This window comes from Staphylococcus sp. Mo2-1, from assembly GCF_046721385.1.
In the GTDB taxonomy this organism is placed as follows: Bacteria; Bacillota; Bacilli; order Staphylococcales; family Staphylococcaceae; genus Staphylococcus; species Staphylococcus equorum_A.
Genome location: NZ_JBEUUK010000001.1, coordinates 247,242 through 270,131, shown reverse-complemented (window position 1 = coordinate 270,131; position 22,890 = coordinate 247,242). Strand labels below are relative to the sequence as shown.

Below are 22,890 nucleotides of genomic sequence, written 5' to 3'. Positions count from 1 at the left end.
CATGTTCCAACAAAATTACCCTAGCGTTCAACATCCTTACAGCTTTGAGCTTAATAAAGACTTCAACTTTTCTGCAGCCCATTATATTCCTAGTGAAGATGCTGGAAAATGTATGCGTACACATGGTCATACCTACTTCGTAAATTTAACAATTGGTGGCGATACATTAGATCATAATGGTTTTTTAGTGAATTTTAGTGACCTAAAAAAATTAGTTCATGACCAATTCGACCACCATTTACTCAATGATTTACCTCAATTCAAAGGTAAAAGTCCATCAACCGAAATCGTTGCACAGACAGTTTATGAAATGGTGCAAGCTTCATTAAATGAACGAGACAACCAGCCTAAATGTCTACAAGTTTATGTTAGAGAAACACCTACGAGTTATGTTGTCTATAGACCAAAGGAGTCCAAATATGAGTAAAATTCCTGTTTTAGAAATCTTCGGTCCAACAATTCAAGGTGAAGGCCGTGTGATTGGACGAAAAACGATGTTTGTTCGCACAGCCGGTTGCGATTATCGTTGTAGTTGGTGTGATTCTAGCTTCACTTGGGATGGTAGTGCCAAAGAAGATATACGCATGATGACCGCTGAAGAAATATACGACTCACTTTATGAAATTGCCGGTGAATCATTTAATCACGTCACAATTTCTGGAGGTAACCCTGCTCTGATTAAAGGCATTCAGGATTTAGTCGATCTTTTTGAAACTAAAAACATTTATAGCGCATTAGAAACACAGGGGAGTAAATTCCAACCTTGGATGACACAAATTGATGACTTAACTATTAGTCCGAAACCCCCAAGTTCAAAAATGAAACCTAATCTACCAATATTAGATGAAGTTATCAAAAATTGTATACCTGCTTCTTTAAATTTAAAAGTTGTAGTATTTGATGACCAGGATTACGATTTTGCTAAAATGATACACCATAGATACCCTACGATTCCTTTTTATTTACAAGTAGGTAATCCCTACCTAGATGGTGATTACGTCGAATCACATACCGAAAAGTTATTATCATTATATGAAACACTCGTCGACCGTGTCATGACAAGTAGTGATATGAATAATGTTTATGTCTTACCACAGCTACATACATTACTATGGAGTAACAAAAAAGGTGTTTAAATTGAGTATTTCGTCCGATACGTTGTATAATGCTTCTTATCCGTATAACGGTGTCTCTATTTTTAGTGACTTTAAATCGTTAGGATAACTATCACTGCTAATATATAAAAGGAAAAAAATTTGTTTCTATTTAACCTAATATTTTTATGTAAATTTAAATAATTAATTGTTATTAAATGATTAACGTAATATTAATTGGTATAATGTTGCAGTGAAGTATCTAGGTTAGGAGAGCAACATGCTAATAAATATAATTATAAATATAGTCGCGGTATTAATTATTCTCGGAATTGGTTTATATCGTCAGAATTTCAAACAACTTAAGTTTAGCTCTATACTCATTGCTTTATCTGTAAATGGTCTCATCAATTTATTTCTCGTCGGTGAATATGACTACATCGCATTTTATACAAGTGCGCAACTCATCATTTGGACCATATTACAATTGTATATAAATAGAAAAGTAACTGTATACGTTATAACAGACCAAAAATTCATTGCGGTTGTTCTTACTATTATAATGAGCACATCCTTAATACTTACTTATAGTACAAGTCATGATTCATTTTATATGTCTATTCCTTATTTAGCCCCAGCCATTTTTATCATAGGCGCTATCATGCTTTTTTATAGCACATTTCAACCAAAGGAAAAAGAACAACTTAAATTTATGAATCGTATTCGACGCCCTATCTTTATCGGTCAAATATTAATTATTGCATCGTCGTCAGTAATGACGCTATTAACGCCTTATTGGTATGCTTTTGTAATTATTCATTTATTGTTTATATCATTCTTATTATGGCAGAATATATTTTCTTCACATAAATGATTAACCTTTTATATTTTGTGGTATAGATTAGAAGTCGAACGAATAATAAAGGAGGCAAATCAATATGGGCTTTATACTTATGTTAATAGTCGGTGGTTTAATCGGTTGGATAGCTGGTGCTATCGTAGGTAAAGATATACCAGGTGGTATTTTAGGTAATATTATCGCCGGTATTGTAGGTTCAGCGCTAGGCTCTTGGTTACTTGGTGATTGGGGTTGGCATTTAGGTGGCATCGCGATATTCCCAGCACTTATCGGGACAATCATTCTAGTAGCAATTGTTTCATTTATTTTCGGTAAGTTACGTAAAAAATAAAAGCAAAAAGTAAAATTACTAATCTAAAACATTAATAATTTAAATCAAGGAAATAAACCAAATGCCTTTGTAGCATTTGGTTTATTTTTTTAGTTATGCAACACCTTGAGTCAATCTTTGTTCCTCAATTTTATTATTTAATTCCTATTGAAAATGGCATTGATTTGAATCAACTCCTGACGAATTAATAAAGTACTAGCCGAAGTCTAAAGGCTAAAGCTGTGCTCTCAGAAAAGCGCATACAAAAAAATGCCAACAAAGTCAGAAACTTTGTTGACACTCTATAACAACCTAAATTTTATCTGCTTTTAACAAGTTTTTTCTCTTCTTCGTCTTCTTTAACCTTACTTTCATAATTTTGATTATGTTGTTTGAAACGCTCATTCATATCTTCTTCAAAGCTACGCTCTACTTTTTGACTCGAGCAATTTAAGTTCGATGCCTGTACAATATATTTCGGGCGTTGTTTGACCTCGTAATAAATACGTCCAATATATTCTCCAACGATTCCAATTGAAATCATTTGTATACCACCTAGTAGTAATATCGCGAGCAATAGTGGAGAAATAACCTGGTGTTTCAATGCCATTAAACACAATGCCCGCAAAACTATAACCGATATACAACAAACTGATAAAGAACACAATAAAACCAAGATAAATCATTGCACGTAAGGGTTTGTTGTTAAAGGATATCAAGCCATCTATACCGTAATTTAATAATTTACCAAATGACCATTTAGATTCTCCGTCTTCTCTTTCTACGTTTTCGTAAGTAAACACTTTGGTGTTATATCCAATCCATTCATATAGCCCTTTTGAAAAGCGGTTGTATTCATCTAATTCAGTCAATGAATGCACTGCACGTTGACTCAGTAATCTGAAATCGCCAACACCATCTTCCAATTTAATATCCTCTACAAAATGATTAATCATTTTGTAATACAATTTTGTCATAAATTTTCTAGCTGGTTTTTCGTTCTTTCTGTCACGCTTCGCAACAACTTGATCATAACCGTCCATATAGCCAGCAATCATTTGGGGTATTAATTCAGGCGGGTGTTGTAAATCAGCGTCTATCATAATTGCTGCGTCACAGTCTTTACTATTTTGGAAACCTGCAATCATTGCAGATTCTTTTCCAAAATTACGACTAAACGAAATAAATTTCACATGGTCATCTTTAGTCGCTACATCTTGAATAAATTTTATTGTTTGATCTTTACTACCATCATCTACAAATAGTAAATCGTAGTCATATTGATGATATTGACTATCTTTTGATAATATTTCAGTCAAACGTTGATAAGTCTTTAATACTACTTCACCTTCATTATAACAGGGTACTATAACTCTTATTTGCATATTAAACACCTTCATTTCAATTACTTCAATTTCACTTTATCAATTTTTATCACTATATTGCTATACTAACCAATTAGATTTACACAATCTTTATATAGCCTTAATATTCATTGCTCAAACTTAACTTAGTCAACTTGTTTTTTAAAAATATCTAGTTATTTAGGTTAAATACATCTTAAAAAAACAGAGCAAAATGATTTAAGCGTTACAAAATAAGATAAAACCTTGAAATTTAAATGTGGTTACTAATATTGTTCGGTATTAAAATTATTAAAAGTTATAATTTGTAACTTTAGTCTATCAACTATTTGATGAATTTGGAAACAAAACCCTTTATTATCGCTACTAGAACTATTTGAAACCCTCTTGTTTTTATACATTTATAAACATATCGTTTGTTTTAAGTGCTGATAACTAATGCATAGTAAGGGCCAGAGACTACAAGTTCGAGCCTTATTATAAAAAATTAGACAAACATGCACTTAAAAAAATTTAAAAAGCTTAAATTAAAAGCACCAATCTATTAAAAAAACTAATAGATTGATGCTTTCTATTTAAGCTTGTAAGATTTACGTCCTAGGTTGTGTTATCAATTCTTATTTTAAACTACCTATACGTACTTTATCTGGATCATTTCCTTGACGGTCATCACAATTCAAACGATCTATCTCAGCGATGTCTGTCAATTCCAAATTAAAGTCGAAAATATCATAGTTTTCTTTAATGCGTGCTTGGTGTTTTTGATTTTGGAATAATTAAGCGATCATGTGACAAATGCCAACGTAATACAATTTGGGCTGGCGTTTTACCATAACGGCTTGCCATCTCTGTGATCAATTCATGTTCTAATAAACCTCTATTTCTCATCAGTGGCATCCATGCTGTCACAGCGATATCATGCTTATCACAAAAAGTTTGTAGTTCATGTTGATTGAAATATGGATGCACCTCTATTTGATTCACAGCAGGTACAATGTCAGTTTGCGACATTAATTTTTCTAAATGGTGCGCATTAAAGTTACAAACACCTATTGCACGAACTTTGCCCTCTTCATATAGTTTTTCCATGGCTTTATAAGTTTCAACAAATAAACCATCCGCTTCACATGGCCAGTGTATTAAAAATAAATCTAAATAATCAGTACCTAAGTTTTCTATTGATTTTGTGAAAAAATTGATTGTATTGTCATAACCTTGATAATCATTCCAAATTTTTGATGTAAGAAATAAATCTTCACGCGGTATCTCAGATTGTTTTAATGCATTACCTAATGCTATTTCATTTTTATAAAAATAAGCGGTATCAAATGCACGATAGCCCGCTTCTATGGCAGCTGTTACTGCGGGTTCCATTTCTTCATCTGTAATTTTATATACTCCAAGACCCACTCTCGGCATTGGATAACCATTATTTAAATAATACACGTCTTCTAACATGATTTAATCCCCCTTCAACTAAGTTGAAATTATTTTAAAGATATATCGTTATACTCTGTTCATTATAGCAATACATAATACTTGAATCACGCATATTTATTCCAATATCAACACTCCACTATTATGTTCATATAACGACAGTGATTAGAGCCGATTTATGTGAAAAAAGATACAAAAAAAGCTATCGACAAAATCAGAGACTTTATCGATAGCTTAAATGTATAAGACAATGATTAATCGTTATCTTCATCGTCTTCATTATTTTCAGGTGTCGGACGTGTTGCATTGTATTCAACTTCTAATAAAACAGTAATAATTTGATGGTTATCGACTTCAGACATGATCCAACGATCATATTCCGTATCGACATAATCGTTTTGTTGTAAGTTTGTATTATGTGCTTGCAACCAACCACCGATTGTATCAATGTCTTCAGAATCAGCAAATTCAATGCCGAGCTCATCATTTAAATCGTCTAATAATACACGACCACTAATTTGATATCTGCTGTCCGTTACTTTTACAACATCGTTTACTTCATCGTCATCAAATTCATCACGAATTTCACCAACGATTTCTTCTAAGATGTCTTCCATCGTTAAGATACCTGCCGTACCACCATATTCATCAATAATCAAACTGATATGAACATGTTCACGTTGCATACGTACTAACGCATCACTTATACGTGTCGTTTCAGAAATCATTGGTAAATCATGAACGTAATTACCTACTTTAATAGGTTTACCTGAAGCATATTCTGTTAAAAACTCTTTTACATTAAGAAAACCTTTCACATGATCTTTGTCCCCATCTTCTGTAATCGGGTAACGTGTGAATTGATGTTCTTTAATCGTGTCTAACAGTTCATTTACATTAAACGGTTCGTTCAATGTAGCCATTTGTGTACGTGGCACCATGATGTCTTTGGCTTGTCTCTCATCAAATGAGAAGATATTTTGCATATAAGCCAATTCTGTTTGGTTTATTTCTCCACCGTTATAACTATTGTTTATTATAATTTTTATTTCTTCTTCTGACATTGCATCGTTATTTGCATCAGGATCTACTCCGAACATACGTATAATCATTCTTGAAGAACCATTCATTAGCCAGATTAACGGTTTCATAACAGCGCCGAAGTAATACAATGGTCTAGCATATATCAACGCTACTTTCACAGTATGTTGAATGGCCAAAGTTTTTGGTGCCAATTCACCGAGTACTACGTGCAAGTAGGTCACAATGATAAATGCGACAATAAATGAAATTGTCGTTGTTAACGCTTCAGGTAAATTAACTGCTTCAAATAATGGATGCAATAATTTACTGAAGGTCGGTTCACCTAACCAACCTAATCCTAAAGATGTCACTGTAATACCCAATTGACATGCTGATAAGTAGTAGTCCAAGTTTTTAATCATTTTTTTCACTATACGTGCATTACCATTGCCTTCTGCTACGAGTTGTTCAATTTTTGTCGCGCGGACTTTCACTAATGAAAATTCCGATCCTACGAATACCGTTGTTAATGCTATTAAAAAAACAAATAATGCTAAATTTATTATGGTCACAGTTTCCAATTAGTTCCCTATTTCTAGGGATTCACCTCCAAATATCGTGTCACAATAGATGACCGTACATAAGATTCATTGCTATGTTGCATTTTCATGTTATATACTAAATCCTTCCCATTGGTGACACCTCCCGAAAAATACGCATTTCTTCTATTTTATCACAATCTTAAGTCATCATGTAAATTGTACGTATGAAATTTTATTTCTCTAACTTAACATTTAAACGCAAATTTTCAGTTGCGTCAACTTTTTGATTCAATTTACACTTTACATAATACATTTTAAAATGAGTTAAATTCCAGTTTGTTATTAAGAAAATTTGTGTATTGCGCCTGCTTTTATAGTAGTTTGAACTGTAATTTCATCATCTACAATAACGATGTCTGCGTCTTTCCCAACCTTCAAACTTCCTTTTTGCGATTCGATATTTAATGCAATTGCTTGATTTAAACTTGTTACACGCCATAAATTATTTAGTGTATCACCTGTGTATTGTATTAGATTTTTCAGCCCTTCATTCATTTTCAGTATGCTACCCGCAAGTGCGCCAGATGCTAACCGAGCTTCAGAACCTTTTACAATAACATTTTGGCCACCTAAATCATATTCACCATCTGGCATACCTTTCGCTCTCATTGCATCAGTAATTAAGAAAAAGCGTGTGTTTCCCTTTTGTTTATAAGCAATTTGTATCGCTGTAGGGTGTGAATGAATACCGTCCACGATAAGTTCAGTACTTAAGCTATCATTTGTCCACGCCGCACCAAAAACGCCTGGTTCTCTATGCTCGAATGGTGTTCCAACATTATATAAATGTGTCACATGTTTAGCCCCACGTGCTACCGCTTCATTTGTCTCATCAAAAGTTGCAACCGTATGCCCAATAGAGAAACGTATTTGATTATGTAACGCTTCTAATGTTTCATGAGCACCTTCAACCTCAGGTGCAAATGTAATCACTTTAATTTGGTTGTTCGCTGTTTTTTGAAATTGTTGTACTTTCTCTATAGACGGTCTTTGTACATAGGCTGGATTTTGCGCTCCTACTTTATGTTCAGAAATAAATGGTCCTTCCAAATGTATACCTACGATGTCAGCTGCTTTTAGAACGTCTTGTTGTTTCTGATATTCAATGATGTTTTCTAATGCTTTTGTAATATTATCATCCGACTGTGTCATTGTTGTTGCTAAGAAACTTGTCGTTCCTTCAGATAATAGTGATTCTGCTAAATGTTTCAACCCTTCATATGATGCATCCATTGCGTCTTCTCCATAACCACCATGCATATGGATATCTATAAAACCTGGTAAAACATGCTGACCTTGAGCATCATAAGTTGTTAACGCACCTTCATAATCCCCCTTGCCTATATCAGTAATTTTATCGTCCTTAACAATAATATATCCTCGCTCTATTAGTTCTGCTTCAGTATAAATTCTCCCATTTTCAATCACATATTCAGCCATTTTCTCTACCTTCTTTTCTTTGTTTTACGCTATGTGTCTATTTCAGCATTTCGTTTCCATTTTACCAAACTTAAGTCCTTTATTATATTCAAAAGTTTTTGAATTTCAGTATCACATATAAATAAAAACCAGCAGAAATACTCATTAACTTGTGAGCTTCTACTGGTTTTTCTATATTTATTCAATTTATAAAGCTTGATGCTTTAGTTAGCTATAACTTAAGAACTTTGTATTTCTTCTTCTGTCACTTTTGGTTTTAACAAACCATAAATGATTGCTCCTACGATAGATCCTATAATAATCGCAATGAGTGATTGTATCACGTGGCTGAAATCAGTACCTACTATAACAAAGATGCCGCCATGTGGTGCTTGAATTGAAGAACCTAGTCCTAACGCGATTGCACCTGCAACCCCTGAACCTACCATCATTGATGGAATGACTCTTAGTGGATCAGCTGCCGCAAATGGAATTGCACCTTCTGTAATGAAAGATAACCCCATTACATAGTTTGGTGCGATAGAGCCTTTTTGTTCTTTAGTGAATTTCTTGCGGAAAATTAACATCGCTGTTGCAATTGCGATTGGAGGTACCATACCACCAATCATCGTCGCTGTAATTGGTGCAACATTGCCTTCCGTTAACGCCGCAGTCGCAAATACGTATGCCGCTTTATTAAATGGTCCACCCATATCGATAGCCATCATTGCACCAATGACTAATCCTAAGAGCATAATATTCGTTCCTGATAAACCTTCTAAACCATTAAGTAGTAAATTATTCAACCACGACGCTGGAGGGTTTAATACATAAACCATTACTAAACCTGTGATTGTTACTGATAATACTGGGAAAATTAATGTAGGTTTCAAACCTTCTAATGATTGAGGTAAACCGCTTGAAAGTTTCTTAATACCTTGTGTTAAATAACCTGCTAAGAAACCTGCAAGAATACCTCCGATAAACCCTGCATCACCTGAAATGGCTAACATACCACCAACTAAACCAGCTGCAAAACCTGGTTTATCTGCAATACTACGCGCGATATAACCTGCGAGAATTGGGATAATTAACGCAAAGGCACTCTGATTACCAATATTCCATAATTGTTCAGCAAATGCATTATGCTCAGAACTATTTGGATCATACGAGTTTGGTCCAAATAAGTAGGCGATTGCCATTAAAATACCACCGGCAATAACAAGCGGTAACATATTGGAAACACCATTCATTAAGTGTTTATAAATTGTTTTACCAAAGCCTTGTTTTTCATTACTTCCAGACTGATTTGACGCTTTATGATTGCCTTTGGCTACAAATGGTTTACGAGAAGTGTCTTGTGCTATATTGATCAGTTCTTCAGGGCGTTTAATACCATCTGCAACTGGTACTTCCACAACATTTTTACCATCAAAACGGTCTGTTTCCACATTTACATCTGCTCGCAACAATAACACCAGTTGCGCGACGAATATCTTCATCAGTAATGTGATTTTTAATGCCGCCTGAACCATTCGTTTCAACTTTTATTTTTACGTTCATTTTTTCAGCTTGCTTTTTCAAAGCATCACGAGCCATGTAAGTATGTGCGATGCCTGTCGGACATGCTGTAACAGCTAAGATATAGGGGTCATCTGAATCTGTTGCTGTCGTTGTCGCGACTACTTCTGCTTCCTCTTCTTCAGTTGCTTCATCATCTGCTTTATCTATAATTTGAAGCACTTCTTGTGGAGAATTTGCATGAAGTAAATCTTCACGCACTTTTTCATCCATTAAAATACCTGATAGCTTAGCTAATGCATCTAAATGTGTTTGTGCTCCACCTTCTGGCGCCGCAATCATAAAGAATAAATGTGCAGGTTGCATATCCAAACTTTGATAATCAACACCTGTTTTGGATTTACCAAACGCAATCGCCGGTGTGTCTACTGCCGCTACTTTTGCATGAGGTATCGCGATGCCTTCACCAATACCTGTAGTACTTTGAGATTCACGGTTATGAATCGCTTCTTTAAAAGTTGTTACATCATTGAGTTTGCCAGCTTTATCAAGTCGCTTCACTAACTCATCAATAACACCGTTTTTCTCTGTTGAAGAAAGGTCCATTGCAATTGTATCTTTTGTTAATAACTCAGTTATTCTCATCTAATTCACTCCCACCTAATGTTGTAATCATCACTTGTGACTTAATATTTTCAATAGACGCTCTCGTTGCTAAGTCATCGTTAAATGCTGTTGCCGTCCCAGCCGATACAGCTTGTTTAAATGCTTCTTTAATAGATAAACCAGAATTCAGCCCCGCAACCATCCCCGCTACAGTACTATCACCTGATCCCACTGTATTTACTACTTGTCCATTTGGTACAAGTGCTTTATAACTTTGTTGCTCATCTACATATACAGCTCCATCTCCACCAAGAGAGATAATGACTGAAGTGGCACCCATTTTCAAAATTTCACGCCCATAGCTCATTACCTCTTTATCTGAAGTGATGGTCGTATCGAACATCACTTCTAATTCATCTTTATTTGGTTTGATAAATAATGGGTGATATTTTAAAACGGATTCAACGAGTTCTTTTTCAGCATCAACGACTAGTTTTGCGCCTGTATCTTGCGTAATTTCCGCAATTTGTTCGTATGCGTTAGCAGGTACACTTTTAGGAATACTACCCGCAACAATAACTGTGTCGTGTTCTGAAGTATCTCTGATTTGTGTTAATAAGGATTCAAATTGCACCTTAGTGATATTAGGTCCTGGTGCATTAATTTCAATTTCATTACCTGTTTTCAATTTGACATTAATACGTGTATCTTCACCGACATGTACAAAATCTGTATCAATTTCTGCTTGTTTTAATGTTTCTTCAATAAATCTACCTGGAAATCCACCTGTAAAACCTAACGCTGTAGATTGGACACCTAATGTTTTCAAGACCCTTGAAACGTTTATACCCTTACCACCTGCAAATTTATTTGTTTCAGTTGCTCTGTTTAACCCATTAAGCTCAAATTCATTTGAAAACATAATGTAATCAATAGAAGGATTAAAAGTTACTGTATAAATCATAATGTTCCTCCAATAAAATTATATTTTTCAGCATAATATTGAAAAGTCACGCCTTGCATCGCTTTTGCAGAAGTGACTAAGGCCACATTCTCTAGTAAAGGCACATGTGCGAAATATACTTTTTCATATTTAGCATGGTCTACTAATACATAAACTTGCGTTCCTAATTCCATAGCATGATGCTTTATGATTGCTTCTTGTTCATCTGGTGTAGTCAGTCCATATTTCATGTCAATGCCGTTCATACCGAGAAACACTTTATCAAAACGATAACGATTCAGCGTCTTCAATGCACTCGCACCTACTGTCGCAAATGTTGTTGCTTTAACTTCTCCACCAAGAATGAGTGTTCTAATACCTCGTTTTAGTAATTCTTCTACGTGCGTTAAACCATTTGTTACTACAATAATGTCATTTGCATTAATATATGGGATCATTTCTAAAGTTGTTGAACCCGCATCTAAAAACACACAATCGTCATCATCTATTTGGCTCGTTGCTAATCTCCCAATTTCTTGTTTTTCTCTTAGATTGGTACTTCTTTTATCAGCCAAATTAGGTTCTAATAAAGATGATTGATTTAGCTTTGCGCCGCCATGTATTCTTTTTAACTTTCCCATTTGTTGCAATTTTGATAAATCGCGACGAACTGTTGAGGCACTACTACCTGTTCGATCAATCAGTTCTTGTAGTGTTAAAAAGTCTTTTTGTGACAATTCAGCCAATATTAACTCGTGGCGTTTTTCCGTGATCATCGCTTCACCTCATCTCAACACTATTATAATGTTTCCGTTTTCATTTTTCAATCATTATTTACCAAAAACAATCAAAAACAATCAAAAATATGACACATTCTTTTCAAAATCTCTTCATTTAGCTATCTGCTTTAAAAATAAAATCAGTTTTCATTTATTTCATAAAACAAAAAAACCATAAAGCAGGAAATAATCCGTTACTTTATGGTCATTAGCTTAATGATATTTAATTATGTTCATCATGCGTCACTTTTTTAACTTTTGCTCGTGTTGTTTTAATTAAATGCGCTACATTTATTTTAATTTGTGTACCACGTGCTCCACCACTGACATAGATAGCCTCCAACTCTTCAACTTGTGTATCAATAATTGTTAGGAATTGCCGTTTCATACCAATCGGGGAACAGCCGCCACGGACGTAGCCAGTCACTTTTTTTAAATCATCAAGTGGCATTAAATGTAATTTCTTTTCATTAACTGCTTGCGCCGCTAACTTCATATCAAGAGAGGCATTTACAGGAATAATAAATACAAAGTGCGCATGCTTAGCATTTTCTAACACGAGTGTTTTATACACTTGTGCTACATCTACACCGACTTTTTCAGCTACAGTCTTTCCATCCATATGACTTTCTGATACCTCGTAAGTATTGACGCAATACTCAATTTTCAATCGATCGAGCATACGCATTGCATTTGTTTTAACTTCCTTCATTACAACACCTCATATCATATGTTGGTAATAGTTCACTAAGTTATAACTGATATCAATCATACTTTTATCTAAAATCTAATATTTATTTATCTAAGTCTAAGTTTTTTATAAAACGAGTTAATTCTTCATGCATAGATTCATCTTTCAAAGCAAATTCAATCGTAGTTTTCACAAAACCTAATTTTTCACCTACATCAAATCGATCGCCTTCAAAGTCGTAAGCATAAACTTGATCGTGTTTATTTAATCTTTCAATTGCATCCGTAAGTTGAATTTCTCCACCTGCACCTTTGCTTTGAGTTTTTAAATAATCGAAAATATCAGCTGTAAGAACATAGCGACCCATAATTGCCAAATTAGACGGTGCAGTGCCTTGTTTTGGTTTTTCAACGAATTGATTCACTTCATATTTTCTACCTAATTTTTCTAATGGATCGATGATACCATAGCGATGCGTTTGGTTTTTTTCTACTTCTTGTACTCCGATGACAGACTTTCCAGTTTCTTCATAAGCTTCTATCAATTGTTTAATCGCTGGATTATCAGATTCAACAATATCATCACCTAAAAGCACAGCAAATGGCTCATCACCTATAAATTGACGTGCGGAATAAATAGCATGACCTAAGCCTTTTTGCTCTTTTTGTCTTACATAAAATATATTGGCAAGTTCTGTAGAATATTTAACTTTTTCTAGTAAGTCCGTTTTTCCTTTGTCTTGTAAGATCATTTCTAATTCTTTTTGATTATCAAAATGGTCTTCAATTGCACGTTTATGTTTACCAGTAACTATAATGATATCTTCGATGCCTGCACGTGCTCGCTTCTTCGACTATGTATTGGATTGTAGGTTTGTCTAATATAGGCAACATTTCTTTTGGCATAGCCTTCGTAGCTGGTAAAAACCTTGTTCCTAAGCCAGCTGCAGGTATGATTGCTTTTTTATCTTTTTCAAAAATGCTCATCCTTTTCATTAAAATATTTTAACTCTGGTTTATATAGAACTCACTCATTTCAATTGATAATATTATCATAACATTGATACTTATTGCTTTATACTGATTTCATAACATAAAAAAGCCGCGCAACTTCAATTTAACATCAGTTTACGCGACTTTTATTCTACTTTTAATTTAACGATGGTTGACGGATTACGTCGCCCGCTTTGTTTACTACAACCTTATACTCTTTTCCTAACTTAGACTCATAAAAAGTATAAAACATACCTTCTTTAGACGTTTTAACTTTTTTGAGCACTGCATTCTCACCGAGCTCATCTTTAGCATACTTTTCAGCAATTACTTTGGATTCTTGAGGTGAAATACTAGGTGCATTAGAAGTTTGTTGGTCTTTCACACGATATGACTTATCAAAAATGTGCGCTTTATTATTTTTATCTACTGTAACCCTATAAAAAGTATTGGGTTGTTCTTTATTTTCAAAAGTAAAAATATAATAATAAGCCCCTTGGCATGTACGATCAATACCATAATCATTATATGCATTAGCAGCATTATTATCTTTATTCACAAGTGTTTGTGCTTCTTTTTGTGCATCGGAAAACTTTGGTAAATTAGCATTTCCAATTTCCTTGTTTTTTAGATTGTGTGTCGTTTTTTCAGCTATTGGTACATATGCTTCGGCATTATAAGGTTCTTCTTGTTCAACATCTCTCACTGTCTGCACTAATAGTATTATCACTGTTGTGATGGTCGTTACTTTTAGTTTCAGTTCGTTTATCATTGTCTGAACAACTAGAAATTGTTTCATGAACTTTTGCTAGTGCTTGCTGATTTGTAGCTATGAATAAAAGAAAACATAAACAACAAGCAAGAAGGAATGCCATGATTGATAAAATTAAATTTTTCAAGTTCATCCCCTTACTTACATTACTTTTTAATATTTCCTACATATTAGCATATTTTATTAACTCAAAACTTATATAGGCCACAATTTAAACCAATCGTAATCTCTGTAACATTAATATTACGCAATATGACTTTATTTAATCTTAATGTCATATTACGAGTGTTATATCGCACAAATTATATATATTAAAAAGAACGTACGTGTATAAGCCTACGTACGTTCTACTTTATTTATCATTTTTTAAGTTATGATCTTCTAAGGCTCGTTCTTATCATTTTTTCAACTAGAATAACAAACATACCAAGTATCATTACTACAACTGCCATATATAAAGGATATTCAAAGTTAACATCATATAACGTCCCGGCCACTAATGGTCCTATAAAATTCCCCATACTCGTAAAGGTGGAATTTAAACCGCCCGCAAAACCTTGTCGATCCCCTGCAATGTTAGAAAAATAATTCGTGATTGCAGGTCTAATCATATCAAAACCAATAAACACAATGAAGCTGATTAACATGATAGACCAATAACTATCCACAAATGTCAAAGCGAGTAATACAATTGCTGAATATATCAACGAATAATTGATAAATGTGAGTTCTTTAAAATGTTTCATGAATTTATCAAAGAAGAAGACTTGGAATACAGCACCTAGTATACCTCCACCAGTAATTGCAAATGAAATATCTAAAGGTGAATAATGTGCTTTATCTGCTGTATATAGCGGGAACAATGTTTCAAATGCTGATAAGCCAAAAGCAAGCACAAGGGTTAAGGTAATTGGTGTAAGAAAGACTTTCCAATCAATTTTAGTAAGTAATTCAGGTTGATACACTGTAAAACCATCTTGTGTTTCGTTTTTAGGATTTTTAAGCAAGATAATAGAAAGTACTAATGCTAAACAGCCACTGAAGCCTGCTACATAAAATGGTAGCCTATGAGAAAATTCAGCAAGAAATCCTCCTAGACCCGGTCCTAAAATAAAGCCTGAATTAATAATTGCTGACATATAACCAAAATTCTTAGCTTTATCTTTACCTATTGAAATATCTGCAATCATCCCAGTAACACCAGGCATAACCATACCAACACTGAACCCACCAAGAATTCTGGACACAATTAAGAGTGAGAAAGTATGACTAGCGGCAAACAAGAATTCTGATATAGCAAAGAGCCCTAACCCAATACAAATAATTAATTTTTTACCTAATTTATCTGCTAACGTCCCACCAAATGGCGAGATAACCATTTGGGCCAATGCAAAGACGGCAACAAGAACCCCTAAATCGCTACCTTTTAATCCTAAATCTTTCAAATAGACAGGAAGAACTGGAACAACTAAACCAATACCTAAAAAGACCAAGAAAATATTAAAATATAAAATTACAAATTGCTTATTCACGTTTCTCACTCCATTCGTTTATACCATTCATATCATGATATGTTCTTTTAATATATATATAATATTAGAGTATTTTATAACATTAATACATCAAAAGACAATAGAAAATTTTGTTCATCTAAACACTTTTATATAAACTATAAAAAAGAACTTGTATACTATAGTTGTAATCAATTTTAAGAATGGAGGTTTCACATGGTATATCAAGTTGACGGAAAGACAATTGTGCTTGTTTTAGAGCGAGGCGAAGACATTGTAGAATCAGTGACAGATATAGCTAAAGAGCAAGGCGGTAAATTCGGTACAGTAAGTGGCATCGGTGCTTGTGACGATGTAGAACTTAATTTTTATAACATAGACACGAAAACTTATGAGAAAAAATCCTTTAAAGAACCATTAGAATTAATTAGTCTTTTAGGTAATATTTCTCACATCGATGACAAACCATTTGCGCATTTACATGCAACCTTTGGGACTAATACTTACGCAACACTTAGCGGTCATTTAACGAAAGCGGTCGTTTCAGCTACAGCCGAAATTGTAATCACTATGACCGACTTAGATATTAACCGTAAACATGATGAAGCAATTGGCCTTAATTTATTAAATTTATAACTGTATACTGACCAGTGGATAGCACGCAGACCCGTTGCACTATCCACTCATTAAAGACTGATGAAAAGTTTCCACATATACGTGATTCATCAGTCTTTACTTCTTTCCTAGCTTAAATTATTTAACCTTTCATTTAATCATTCTTTTAAAATATGTAACAGCTACAATCATTCTCTATTTTATTCAACTGTAAATCATTTAGTTATTAACAATTCATCATTATCATTGATATTTACATTTAAAAAATGTATTATATAATCTCATATTCAAAAATACGAGTTAATTTTCCCCTTAGCTTTTTAATATTAAAAGTTGGGATTTTTATCGGCATTTTTTATTTTTCAATAAAATTACTATCCTTAGTAATTTTCACAATATATTTAAATGCTTTATTCAGAAAGAAAGTAGGTGTATTTATGAAGGCTCGTTATATCGCTAGAACGGTATTTCTAATATTAATGATCATTTCTATTTTCTTTAATGAGTATTATCAATTTATGACTTTAAATTTATTTCTAGCATATGTGCCATTTGAACTATGCTTACTCTTAAATCTATTTAAACCTGTACATAAATACGAATGGCCACTATTTATTATTTTTGCCCTTATTTTCTTATTTATGGTACCTAACACACTTTATATGGTTACAGATTTAATTCACTTAAATCAATTTACATTCAATTTCTATCAAGGTTTAATATTAGTAGAATGGGCATATTTCACTTTTCTAGTATCGGCAGTGTTACTTGCACTGTATCTATTAATTTTAATGTTTTTAGAAATGGAAAAATTCACGCCTCACCTCTGGTTAAATAGAACAATAATCATTGCAATGATGTTTTTAAACGGTTTAGGCATTTATATTGGACGTTTCTTGCGTTTACATTCAGTCTATCTTATTAATGAACCGCTTCGCATTATCAATGAAGTATGGTCAAATTTAAATCTTGAAGCAATAGGCTTTGTGCTGTTGCTTGTAGTATTACAAGGCTTACTAATTTTATTTGCGAAAGGAGTACGAAGTGCAAGATGACATTTAACATTATAATTTTGCTTATTGTGCTTATCGTATTCCAATTAATTATTGGGCATCTATTGCATGATATAGGATTTTCATATACACGCAGTATCATACTCATGTGTCTGCCTTTAGGTATTGGATTATTTTATCTACAATTATTTTATTATGAACGCCACTTTCCTAATTGGAACGTACCTAAAAAAATAAGATTAAGGCTAAAATACATGTATATACTAACGTTCTTTGAATATGTTGCTTTATACATCTGTATTTTTAGATTGTAATTAATTTGAATTTTGATTATAAATATAAGTAAACCTAGAATATAACTTTAAGTTGAATAAAGGGCTGTTAAGTTTCCATAACGGAAACTTAACAGCCCTCTTTTTGTATTGAAATAAAATGGAACATTAATACATAAATCAAAAGTTGTAATTTGACCTTAACTACTCGACCACAAGTCTGCCTAGAAAAAGAATACAAGAGCGAAATCGCTGAAGCTCTTGCATAAACGTATTTTCAATTGAGTCAGCCACTGCCAATTTAATAATTGAGACTGAAACATATATTTTGTCTCAGCCTCATAATTCTAATCATCTTTCCTAGTTTATTCCAATATTGTTTATTGTTTGAGTGATTGTTTTACTTCTGTAACTGCGTTTGCAGAAACTTGTAATTGTGCTTGTTCATCTTCAGATAATTGTAATTCTACGATACGCTCTATACCTTTAGATCCTAAAATCGTTGGTACACCTAAACATATATCAGAGAAACTGTATTCTCCCTCTAATAGTGCAATACTTGGTAATAAACGTTTCTGATCTTTTAAAATTGCTTCAACCATACTATAGACTGCGGATGCAGGTGCATAATACGCTGAACCATTTCCAAGTAATTCTACGATTTCTGCGCCACCTTTTCGCGTACGTTCTACAATTTGTGTAATTTGCGAATCGTTCAAAAGTTTCTTCAGAGGCACGCCGTTTACATTTGTTGATGCTATTAAAGGTAACATCGTATCTCCATGGCCACCCAATACCAATCCTCTGATATCTTTAACCGATACATTGAGTGCTTCTGCAATAAATGTTTGGTATCTAGCTGTATCTAAGACCCCCGACTGTCCGATTACACGTTCCTTTGGAAATCCAGAGGCTTGTAATACAGAATAAGTCATGGCATCTACAGGATTTGTAAGCACGATTATTTTACATTCAGGTGAATGTTTTACAATTTCTTTTGTTACATCATGCATCACAGCTTCGTTGATTTGAACTAAGTCATCACGACTCATACCAGGTTTGCGTGCCACACCGGCAGTGATGACAACTACATCAGAGTTGGCTGAATCAGCATAATCAATAGATCCTGTTACACTAACGTCGAAACCGTATATCGGACTACTTTCCAATATATCTAGTGCTTTTCCTTTCACAAGGCCTTCACTCTCCGGACGGTCTATGAGTACGACATCTGCGAGTTCTTGTTGGGCCACAATAAAAGCTAATGTTGCGCCAGTATTTCCAAGCACCTATAATCGAAACTTTTTGCTTTGTCATAATGCAATCCCCCTATATCGTCAATACATATTGTATGTTTATTATAACATCCAAATTATGTATCGCGCTATTTAAATCATAAGAACCTTAAATTTAATTTAGGGGTAATATCAATCTTATTTTTGCTTTCTTTGTCGTTTGAACCATTTCCAAATAACAAAAATAATTAAAATAGCTAAAATAATATAAATAATACGAGAATATATATCCATATAATAAACAATTGTGTGCCAATTACCACCTACAGCTTGGCCTAAATAAATTAATACTGCGTTCCAAATAATAGTACCTACCGTAGTAAATAGTATGAATAAGGGGATATTCATACGCGTTAAACCAGCAGGTATTGAAATTAAACTTCTCAATAAAGGAATAAAGCGACAGAAAAAGACTGTCCAATAACCATATTTTTCAAACCATTGAATTGTCTTATCTAAATCTTTCGTCTTTAAACGCAAAATCTTTCCATATTTATCTACAATACGGTACAAATTACGTTCACCAATCCAAGCGCCTATACCATATAACACAATTGCTCCGACTACAGAACCAATTGTCGAGGTAATTAAAACGCCAGTATAGCCTAAGCCAGATTGGGTAGTCATAAAACCACCGAATGTTAAAATGATTTCAGATGGAATTGGTGGAAATATATTTTCTAAAAAGATAAGTAGGCCTATGCCCCAATATCCATATTGCTCCATAAATTGTGTAATCCACTGTTCCATTTACTTCCTCCTATTTTGTTCGATAATACATGATATTTATTACTTTGGACGTTCATAAATTAAAATAAATTATTTGCCGCTGCATATAAATAAAGTGATGCTGACGAATAATGCCATAGATAAAACCGTTAATATTAATGATAATAATGCAGTACGCTTGTAATGTTTTATAAATGCTACAAATAATATACCCGCGTTATAAAAGAAAAACAGCCCAAATAGCGTCATCATTAAAGTTATATCAGGGAATGCTAAATTTAAAATTGCGATGACAAGTGCAAATCCTAAAAACGGGAAATTAATAAAATTACGTTGAAATTTAAGTTGATTTCTTTGATGTTGTTCGTTCTGTGTATTCATGAGTTTCGCTCCTTCAACATGTACTTTAAGGGATATCGTGGCCTAGGGAAGCTGTATAAATATCAAACCATTCTTGATCTGTAATTGTTACTTCTAAACCTTCGATTGCTTCGTCAATACGTTCTATTTTATGAGTACCTAATACAGGCATGATTGTTGTCTGGGTGTTTATTTAACCATGCCATGACAATGCCATTCACACTAGAATGATATTTTTGTGCCAAGGGTGAAATTACGGCCATAATTCGAACAGATTTTTCATCTTCTAAATCGAACAATTTACCGCCTGCCATAGGACTCCATGACATCATTTTAACATTATCTTTATACATATGATTCATCAAACCATTTTCAAGTACATCTATAGTATATGGCGAAATTTCTAATTGGTTTAATGTAATATGCAACTTATCAGAAACAAGATGTTTGCTCAATAAATCATATTCTGATTTATTAAAATTAGAAACACCAAATGATTTCACTTTCCCTTCATTAACCAACGCAGTGATTGCTTCAGTCACTTCTTGAGGATCCATTAATGGTGACGGTCTGTGAATAAGTAGTGAATCCAGATGATCTACTTGCAACTCTTGCAGAGAACGATCTACAGACGTTCGAATATGATGCTTACTATGATCATAACGGTGACCGTTTGCTCCATGTATACGTTCTGAAGGCAACACAATGCCACATTTAGTAACAATCTCCATTTGTTCACGTAATTGAGGAGATAATTTCAGTGCCTCTCCAAATATGCCTTCACATGAGTATCCACCATATATATCAGCATGATCCATAGTAGTAATACCACGTTCTACTAATTCATTGAGATAACGATTTAATTGTTGTGGCGTCCACTGCCAATCTTTTGCTCTCCAGAAACCTTGTATTACCTTTGAAAATGAAACATGTTGATTAATCTTTACTTTATCCATATTACCAACACCCCTTTTAGTATTTAAAAAATTAAGTGAATTGTAGCATGTCTAATTGGTTGCGTATGCGATTAACATCTATTTGTTCGCCAATAAGCACAATGGTTAAAGGCATGGATGCATCGATAACTTGATAGTCTGGCAAACCAAACGCATATTGAAATTCATATGTATCATTTGGCATATCACGAAACTTAACGTATCCCTTTAATCTTAAAACATTATCTGGCAACCGTAAAATAAATTGATAGAATAGTTGCCTATCTATTGGTCCAGTAAACTGATATTGCATACTATTAATCCCATGATGATGTGTATGTTGTTTCATATTTTGTCCTTCATTTTTTGTAACTGAAATTAATTGTTCCATATCTAAATTTGCATAACTCGTATAGAAGATCGGCGCATATGGATTAATTTCAAAAGTTTCATTTATACGTTCCCGCTCTACTTCATCAATCAAATCCATTTTATTGACTACAACTGTATGGCTCGCAGATAATTGTTCTTCCATCAATTGTGTTGTACTATGACTATATTGGGCTCTGGTCAAAAATCTTGGAGCGTCAACTAAGCCAATAACGACTGGTGGATTAACGTTTGCAATGATTTCAGGATCTTGACATGCCGCAATAATTTCGATTGGATGTGCTATACCTGTCGCTTCAATAATAATGTGGTGCATTGCACTTTTGTTTAGAAAATGTTTTAATTGTTTTATTAAATCTTGTTGCAAGTCACAACATACGCAACCATTTAATATTGACGCAACCTCAATATCATCGCCGATTGCACGGCTATCTACATCTAAATTGCCGTATTCATTTACGATGATACTCGGGTTTTCATCATTACTTAGTAAATATTTTACATAATTACTGAGAAAAGTAGTTTTTCCACTACCTAAAAAACCTGTTATGATTGTAATTGACGTTTTTGGATTTTTAATTTTTTTCATATAACCACTCATTTCTTAATACAAATGTCTGCATAAAAGTACAATTATTCGTATAATTAAACTTTTACTTGATAAAACTTTAGATTTCTTCTAAACTTTATACGTACACTACATTTTAGCATGGCACAGTGCAAAAGTGTTTTGAGGAAGTGTCACACACACATCATAAGACGGATTCAGGTCCGATACAGAAGAAAACGGATAGAATGTCTGGAGGAGAACTTTATGTCTGAACCACTTAATTTAAAAGAACAACTTTGTTTCAGTTTGTATAATGCTCAAAGACAAGTAAATCGCTATTACTCAAATAATGTCTTTAAGAAATACAAACTGACTTATCCACAGTTTTTAGTTTTAACAATCTTATGGGCTGATTCACCTGTCAATGTTAAGAAAGTCGTTACTGAATTGGCACTTGATACTGGTACTGTATCTCCATTACTTAAAAGAATGGAACAAGTTGACCTAATCAAACGCGAGCGTTCTGAAATCGATCAACGTGAAGTATTCATTCATTTAACTGATAAGAGCGAAGCAATTCGCCCTGAATTAGATACAGCTTGTCAAGATGTTGCAGTAGCATCTTCATTAAGCTCAGATGAATCTAAAGAACTAAATCGATTACTTTCAAAAGTAATCACTGCCTTCACAGAAGAAAAAGCAAAATAATTTTTCAATGGCAATGGTAAATATTAGATAGTTCTTCTATCAAAATTTATTCATTAAATATACTTGATTTATGATGAGAGCTCAAACACATTTGTGTTTG

The 22,890-nt window shown here is 33.5% G+C and carries 17 protein-coding genes and 7 pseudogenes; 8 read left to right on the top strand and 16 right to left on the bottom strand.

Translation table 11 applies throughout. From position 1 onward, the window contains the following. The first annotated feature begins 1 nt into the window (after position 1). The 4 genes from queD (at position 2) to ABLV95_RS01320 (ending at position 2,284) form a co-directional block, all read left to right on the top strand. Positions 2–427 carry a 6-carboxytetrahydropterin synthase QueD gene (gene queD / locus ABLV95_RS01335; RefSeq protein ID WP_069815303.1) on the top strand — a complete coding sequence of 142 codons (426 nt, stop codon included), beginning with the start codon at positions 2–4 and terminating at the stop codon, positions 425–427. Next, entirely contained in the window at positions 420–1,136 is a 717-nt protein-coding gene (queE, locus tag ABLV95_RS01330) for a 7-carboxy-7-deazaguanine synthase QueE (RefSeq protein WP_069833303.1), read from the top strand. Before queD ends, queE begins: the two co-directional genes overlap by 8 nt. A gap of 238 nt (positions 1,137–1,374) precedes the next feature. Next, on the top strand, positions 1,375–1,968 hold the full coding sequence (locus ABLV95_RS01325) for a hypothetical protein (protein ID WP_460876188.1): 594 nt from the start codon (positions 1,375–1,377) through the stop codon (positions 1,966–1,968). Positions 1,969–2,032: 64 nt separating this feature from the next. Next, complete coding sequence (locus ABLV95_RS01320) at positions 2,033–2,284, top strand: GlsB/YeaQ/YmgE family stress response membrane protein (RefSeq protein WP_069833301.1); 252 nt, start codon at positions 2,033–2,035, stop codon at positions 2,282–2,284. Between the two features lie 298 nt (positions 2,285–2,582). Here ABLV95_RS01320 and ABLV95_RS01315 read toward each other — a convergent pair. The 11 genes and pseudogenes from ABLV95_RS01315 to norA form a co-directional block, all read right to left on the bottom strand. Next, positions 2,583–3,648: pseudogene (locus ABLV95_RS01315) on the bottom strand (glycosyltransferase family 2 protein). Between the two features lie 596 nt (positions 3,649–4,244). Next, positions 4,245–5,085 (bottom strand): annotated as a pseudogene (locus ABLV95_RS01310) (aldo/keto reductase). Positions 5,086–5,318: 233 nt separating this feature from the next. After that, entirely contained in the window at positions 5,319–6,668 is a 1,350-nt protein-coding gene (locus tag ABLV95_RS01305) for a hemolysin family protein (RefSeq protein ID WP_285323633.1), read from the bottom strand. A gap of 303 nt (positions 6,669–6,971) precedes the next feature. Then, positions 6,972–8,129 (bottom strand): N-acetylglucosamine-6-phosphate deacetylase, encoded by a 1,158-nt coding sequence (nagA, locus tag ABLV95_RS01300; protein ID WP_460876186.1) that lies wholly within the window; start codon positions 8,127–8,129, stop codon positions 6,972–6,974. Positions 8,130–8,347: 218 nt separating this feature from the next. Then, positions 8,348–10,274: pseudogene (locus ABLV95_RS01295) on the bottom strand (fructose-specific PTS transporter subunit EIIC). Continuing rightward, positions 10,261–11,199, bottom strand: a complete 939-nt coding sequence (pfkB, locus tag ABLV95_RS01290) for a 1-phosphofructokinase (RefSeq protein ID WP_427705280.1) — start codon at positions 11,197–11,199, stop codon at positions 10,261–10,263. The pseudogene ABLV95_RS01295 and the gene pfkB overlap by 14 nt, the downstream one beginning before the upstream one ends. Continuing rightward, positions 11,196–11,954 carry a DeoR/GlpR family DNA-binding transcription regulator gene (locus ABLV95_RS01285; protein WP_460876184.1) on the bottom strand — a complete coding sequence of 253 codons (759 nt, stop codon included), beginning with the start codon at positions 11,952–11,954 and terminating at the stop codon, positions 11,196–11,198. Before ABLV95_RS01285 ends, pfkB begins: the two co-directional genes overlap by 4 nt. Positions 11,955–12,180: 226 nt before the next feature. Continuing rightward, complete coding sequence (ybaK, locus tag ABLV95_RS01280; protein ID WP_069832677.1) at positions 12,181–12,669, bottom strand: Cys-tRNA(Pro) deacylase; 489 nt, start codon at positions 12,667–12,669, stop codon at positions 12,181–12,183. 82 nt (positions 12,670–12,751) lie between these two features. Further along, positions 12,752–13,634, bottom strand: a pseudogene (gene galU, locus ABLV95_RS01275) (UTP--glucose-1-phosphate uridylyltransferase GalU). 163 nt (positions 13,635–13,797) lie between these two features. Next, positions 13,798–14,539, bottom strand: a pseudogene (locus ABLV95_RS01270) (hypothetical protein). A gap of 244 nt (positions 14,540–14,783) precedes the next feature. Further along, entirely contained in the window at positions 14,784–15,944 is a 1,161-nt protein-coding gene (gene norA / locus ABLV95_RS01265) for a multidrug efflux MFS transporter NorA (protein ID WP_460876181.1), read from the bottom strand. 195 nt (positions 15,945–16,139) lie between these two features. On the opposite strand from norA, the gene ABLV95_RS01260 reads away from it, so the two are divergent. The 3 genes from ABLV95_RS01260 to ABLV95_RS01250 all read left to right on the top strand — a co-directional run bounded on the left by ABLV95_RS01260 (position 16,140) and on the right by ABLV95_RS01250 (position 17,865). Beyond that, on the top strand, positions 16,140–16,559 hold the full coding sequence (locus tag ABLV95_RS01260) for a PPC domain-containing DNA-binding protein (protein WP_069832673.1): 420 nt from the start codon (positions 16,140–16,142) through the stop codon (positions 16,557–16,559). Between the two features lie 416 nt (positions 16,560–16,975). Beyond that, the gene (locus ABLV95_RS01255) at positions 16,976–17,593 is read left to right on the top strand and encodes a DUF1361 domain-containing protein (protein WP_069815278.1); all 618 of its coding nucleotides are present in this window, start codon (positions 16,976–16,978) and stop codon (positions 17,591–17,593) included. Further along, complete coding sequence (locus tag ABLV95_RS01250) at positions 17,590–17,865, top strand: hypothetical protein (protein ID WP_081325302.1); 276 nt, start codon at positions 17,590–17,592, stop codon at positions 17,863–17,865. The genes ABLV95_RS01255 and ABLV95_RS01250 overlap by 4 nt, the downstream gene beginning before the upstream one ends. A 338-nt stretch (positions 17,866–18,203) precedes the next feature. On the opposite strand, the pseudogene mdh reads toward ABLV95_RS01250, so the two are convergent. The 5 genes and pseudogenes from mdh to ABLV95_RS01225 form a co-directional block, all read right to left on the bottom strand. Further along, positions 18,204–19,140, bottom strand: a pseudogene (gene mdh / locus ABLV95_RS01245) (malate dehydrogenase). Positions 19,141–19,256: 116 nt separating this feature from the next. Continuing rightward, positions 19,257–19,868, bottom strand: a complete 612-nt coding sequence (locus tag ABLV95_RS01240) for a DedA family protein (RefSeq protein ID WP_069832670.1) — start codon at positions 19,866–19,868, stop codon at positions 19,257–19,259. A 69-nt stretch (positions 19,869–19,937) separates the two neighbouring features. After that, the gene (locus ABLV95_RS01235; protein WP_460872402.1) at positions 19,938–20,228 is read right to left on the bottom strand and encodes a hypothetical protein; all 291 of its coding nucleotides are present in this window, start codon (positions 20,226–20,228) and stop codon (positions 19,938–19,940) included. Positions 20,229–20,253: 25 nt separating this feature from the next. Next, positions 20,254–21,163 (bottom strand): annotated as a pseudogene (locus ABLV95_RS01230) (aldo/keto reductase family oxidoreductase). A gap of 31 nt (positions 21,164–21,194) precedes the next feature. Then, the gene (locus tag ABLV95_RS01225) at positions 21,195–22,121 is read right to left on the bottom strand and encodes a CobW family GTP-binding protein (protein WP_285323620.1); all 927 of its coding nucleotides are present in this window, start codon (positions 22,119–22,121) and stop codon (positions 21,195–21,197) included. A 225-nt stretch (positions 22,122–22,346) separates the two neighbouring features. Between ABLV95_RS01225 and ABLV95_RS01220 the strand changes: the two genes are divergently transcribed. Beyond that, positions 22,347–22,790 carry a global transcriptional regulator MgrA gene (locus tag ABLV95_RS01220; RefSeq protein ID WP_069815266.1) on the top strand — a complete coding sequence of 148 codons (444 nt, stop codon included), beginning with the start codon at positions 22,347–22,349 and terminating at the stop codon, positions 22,788–22,790. Positions 22,791–22,890: the final 100 nt, after the last annotated feature.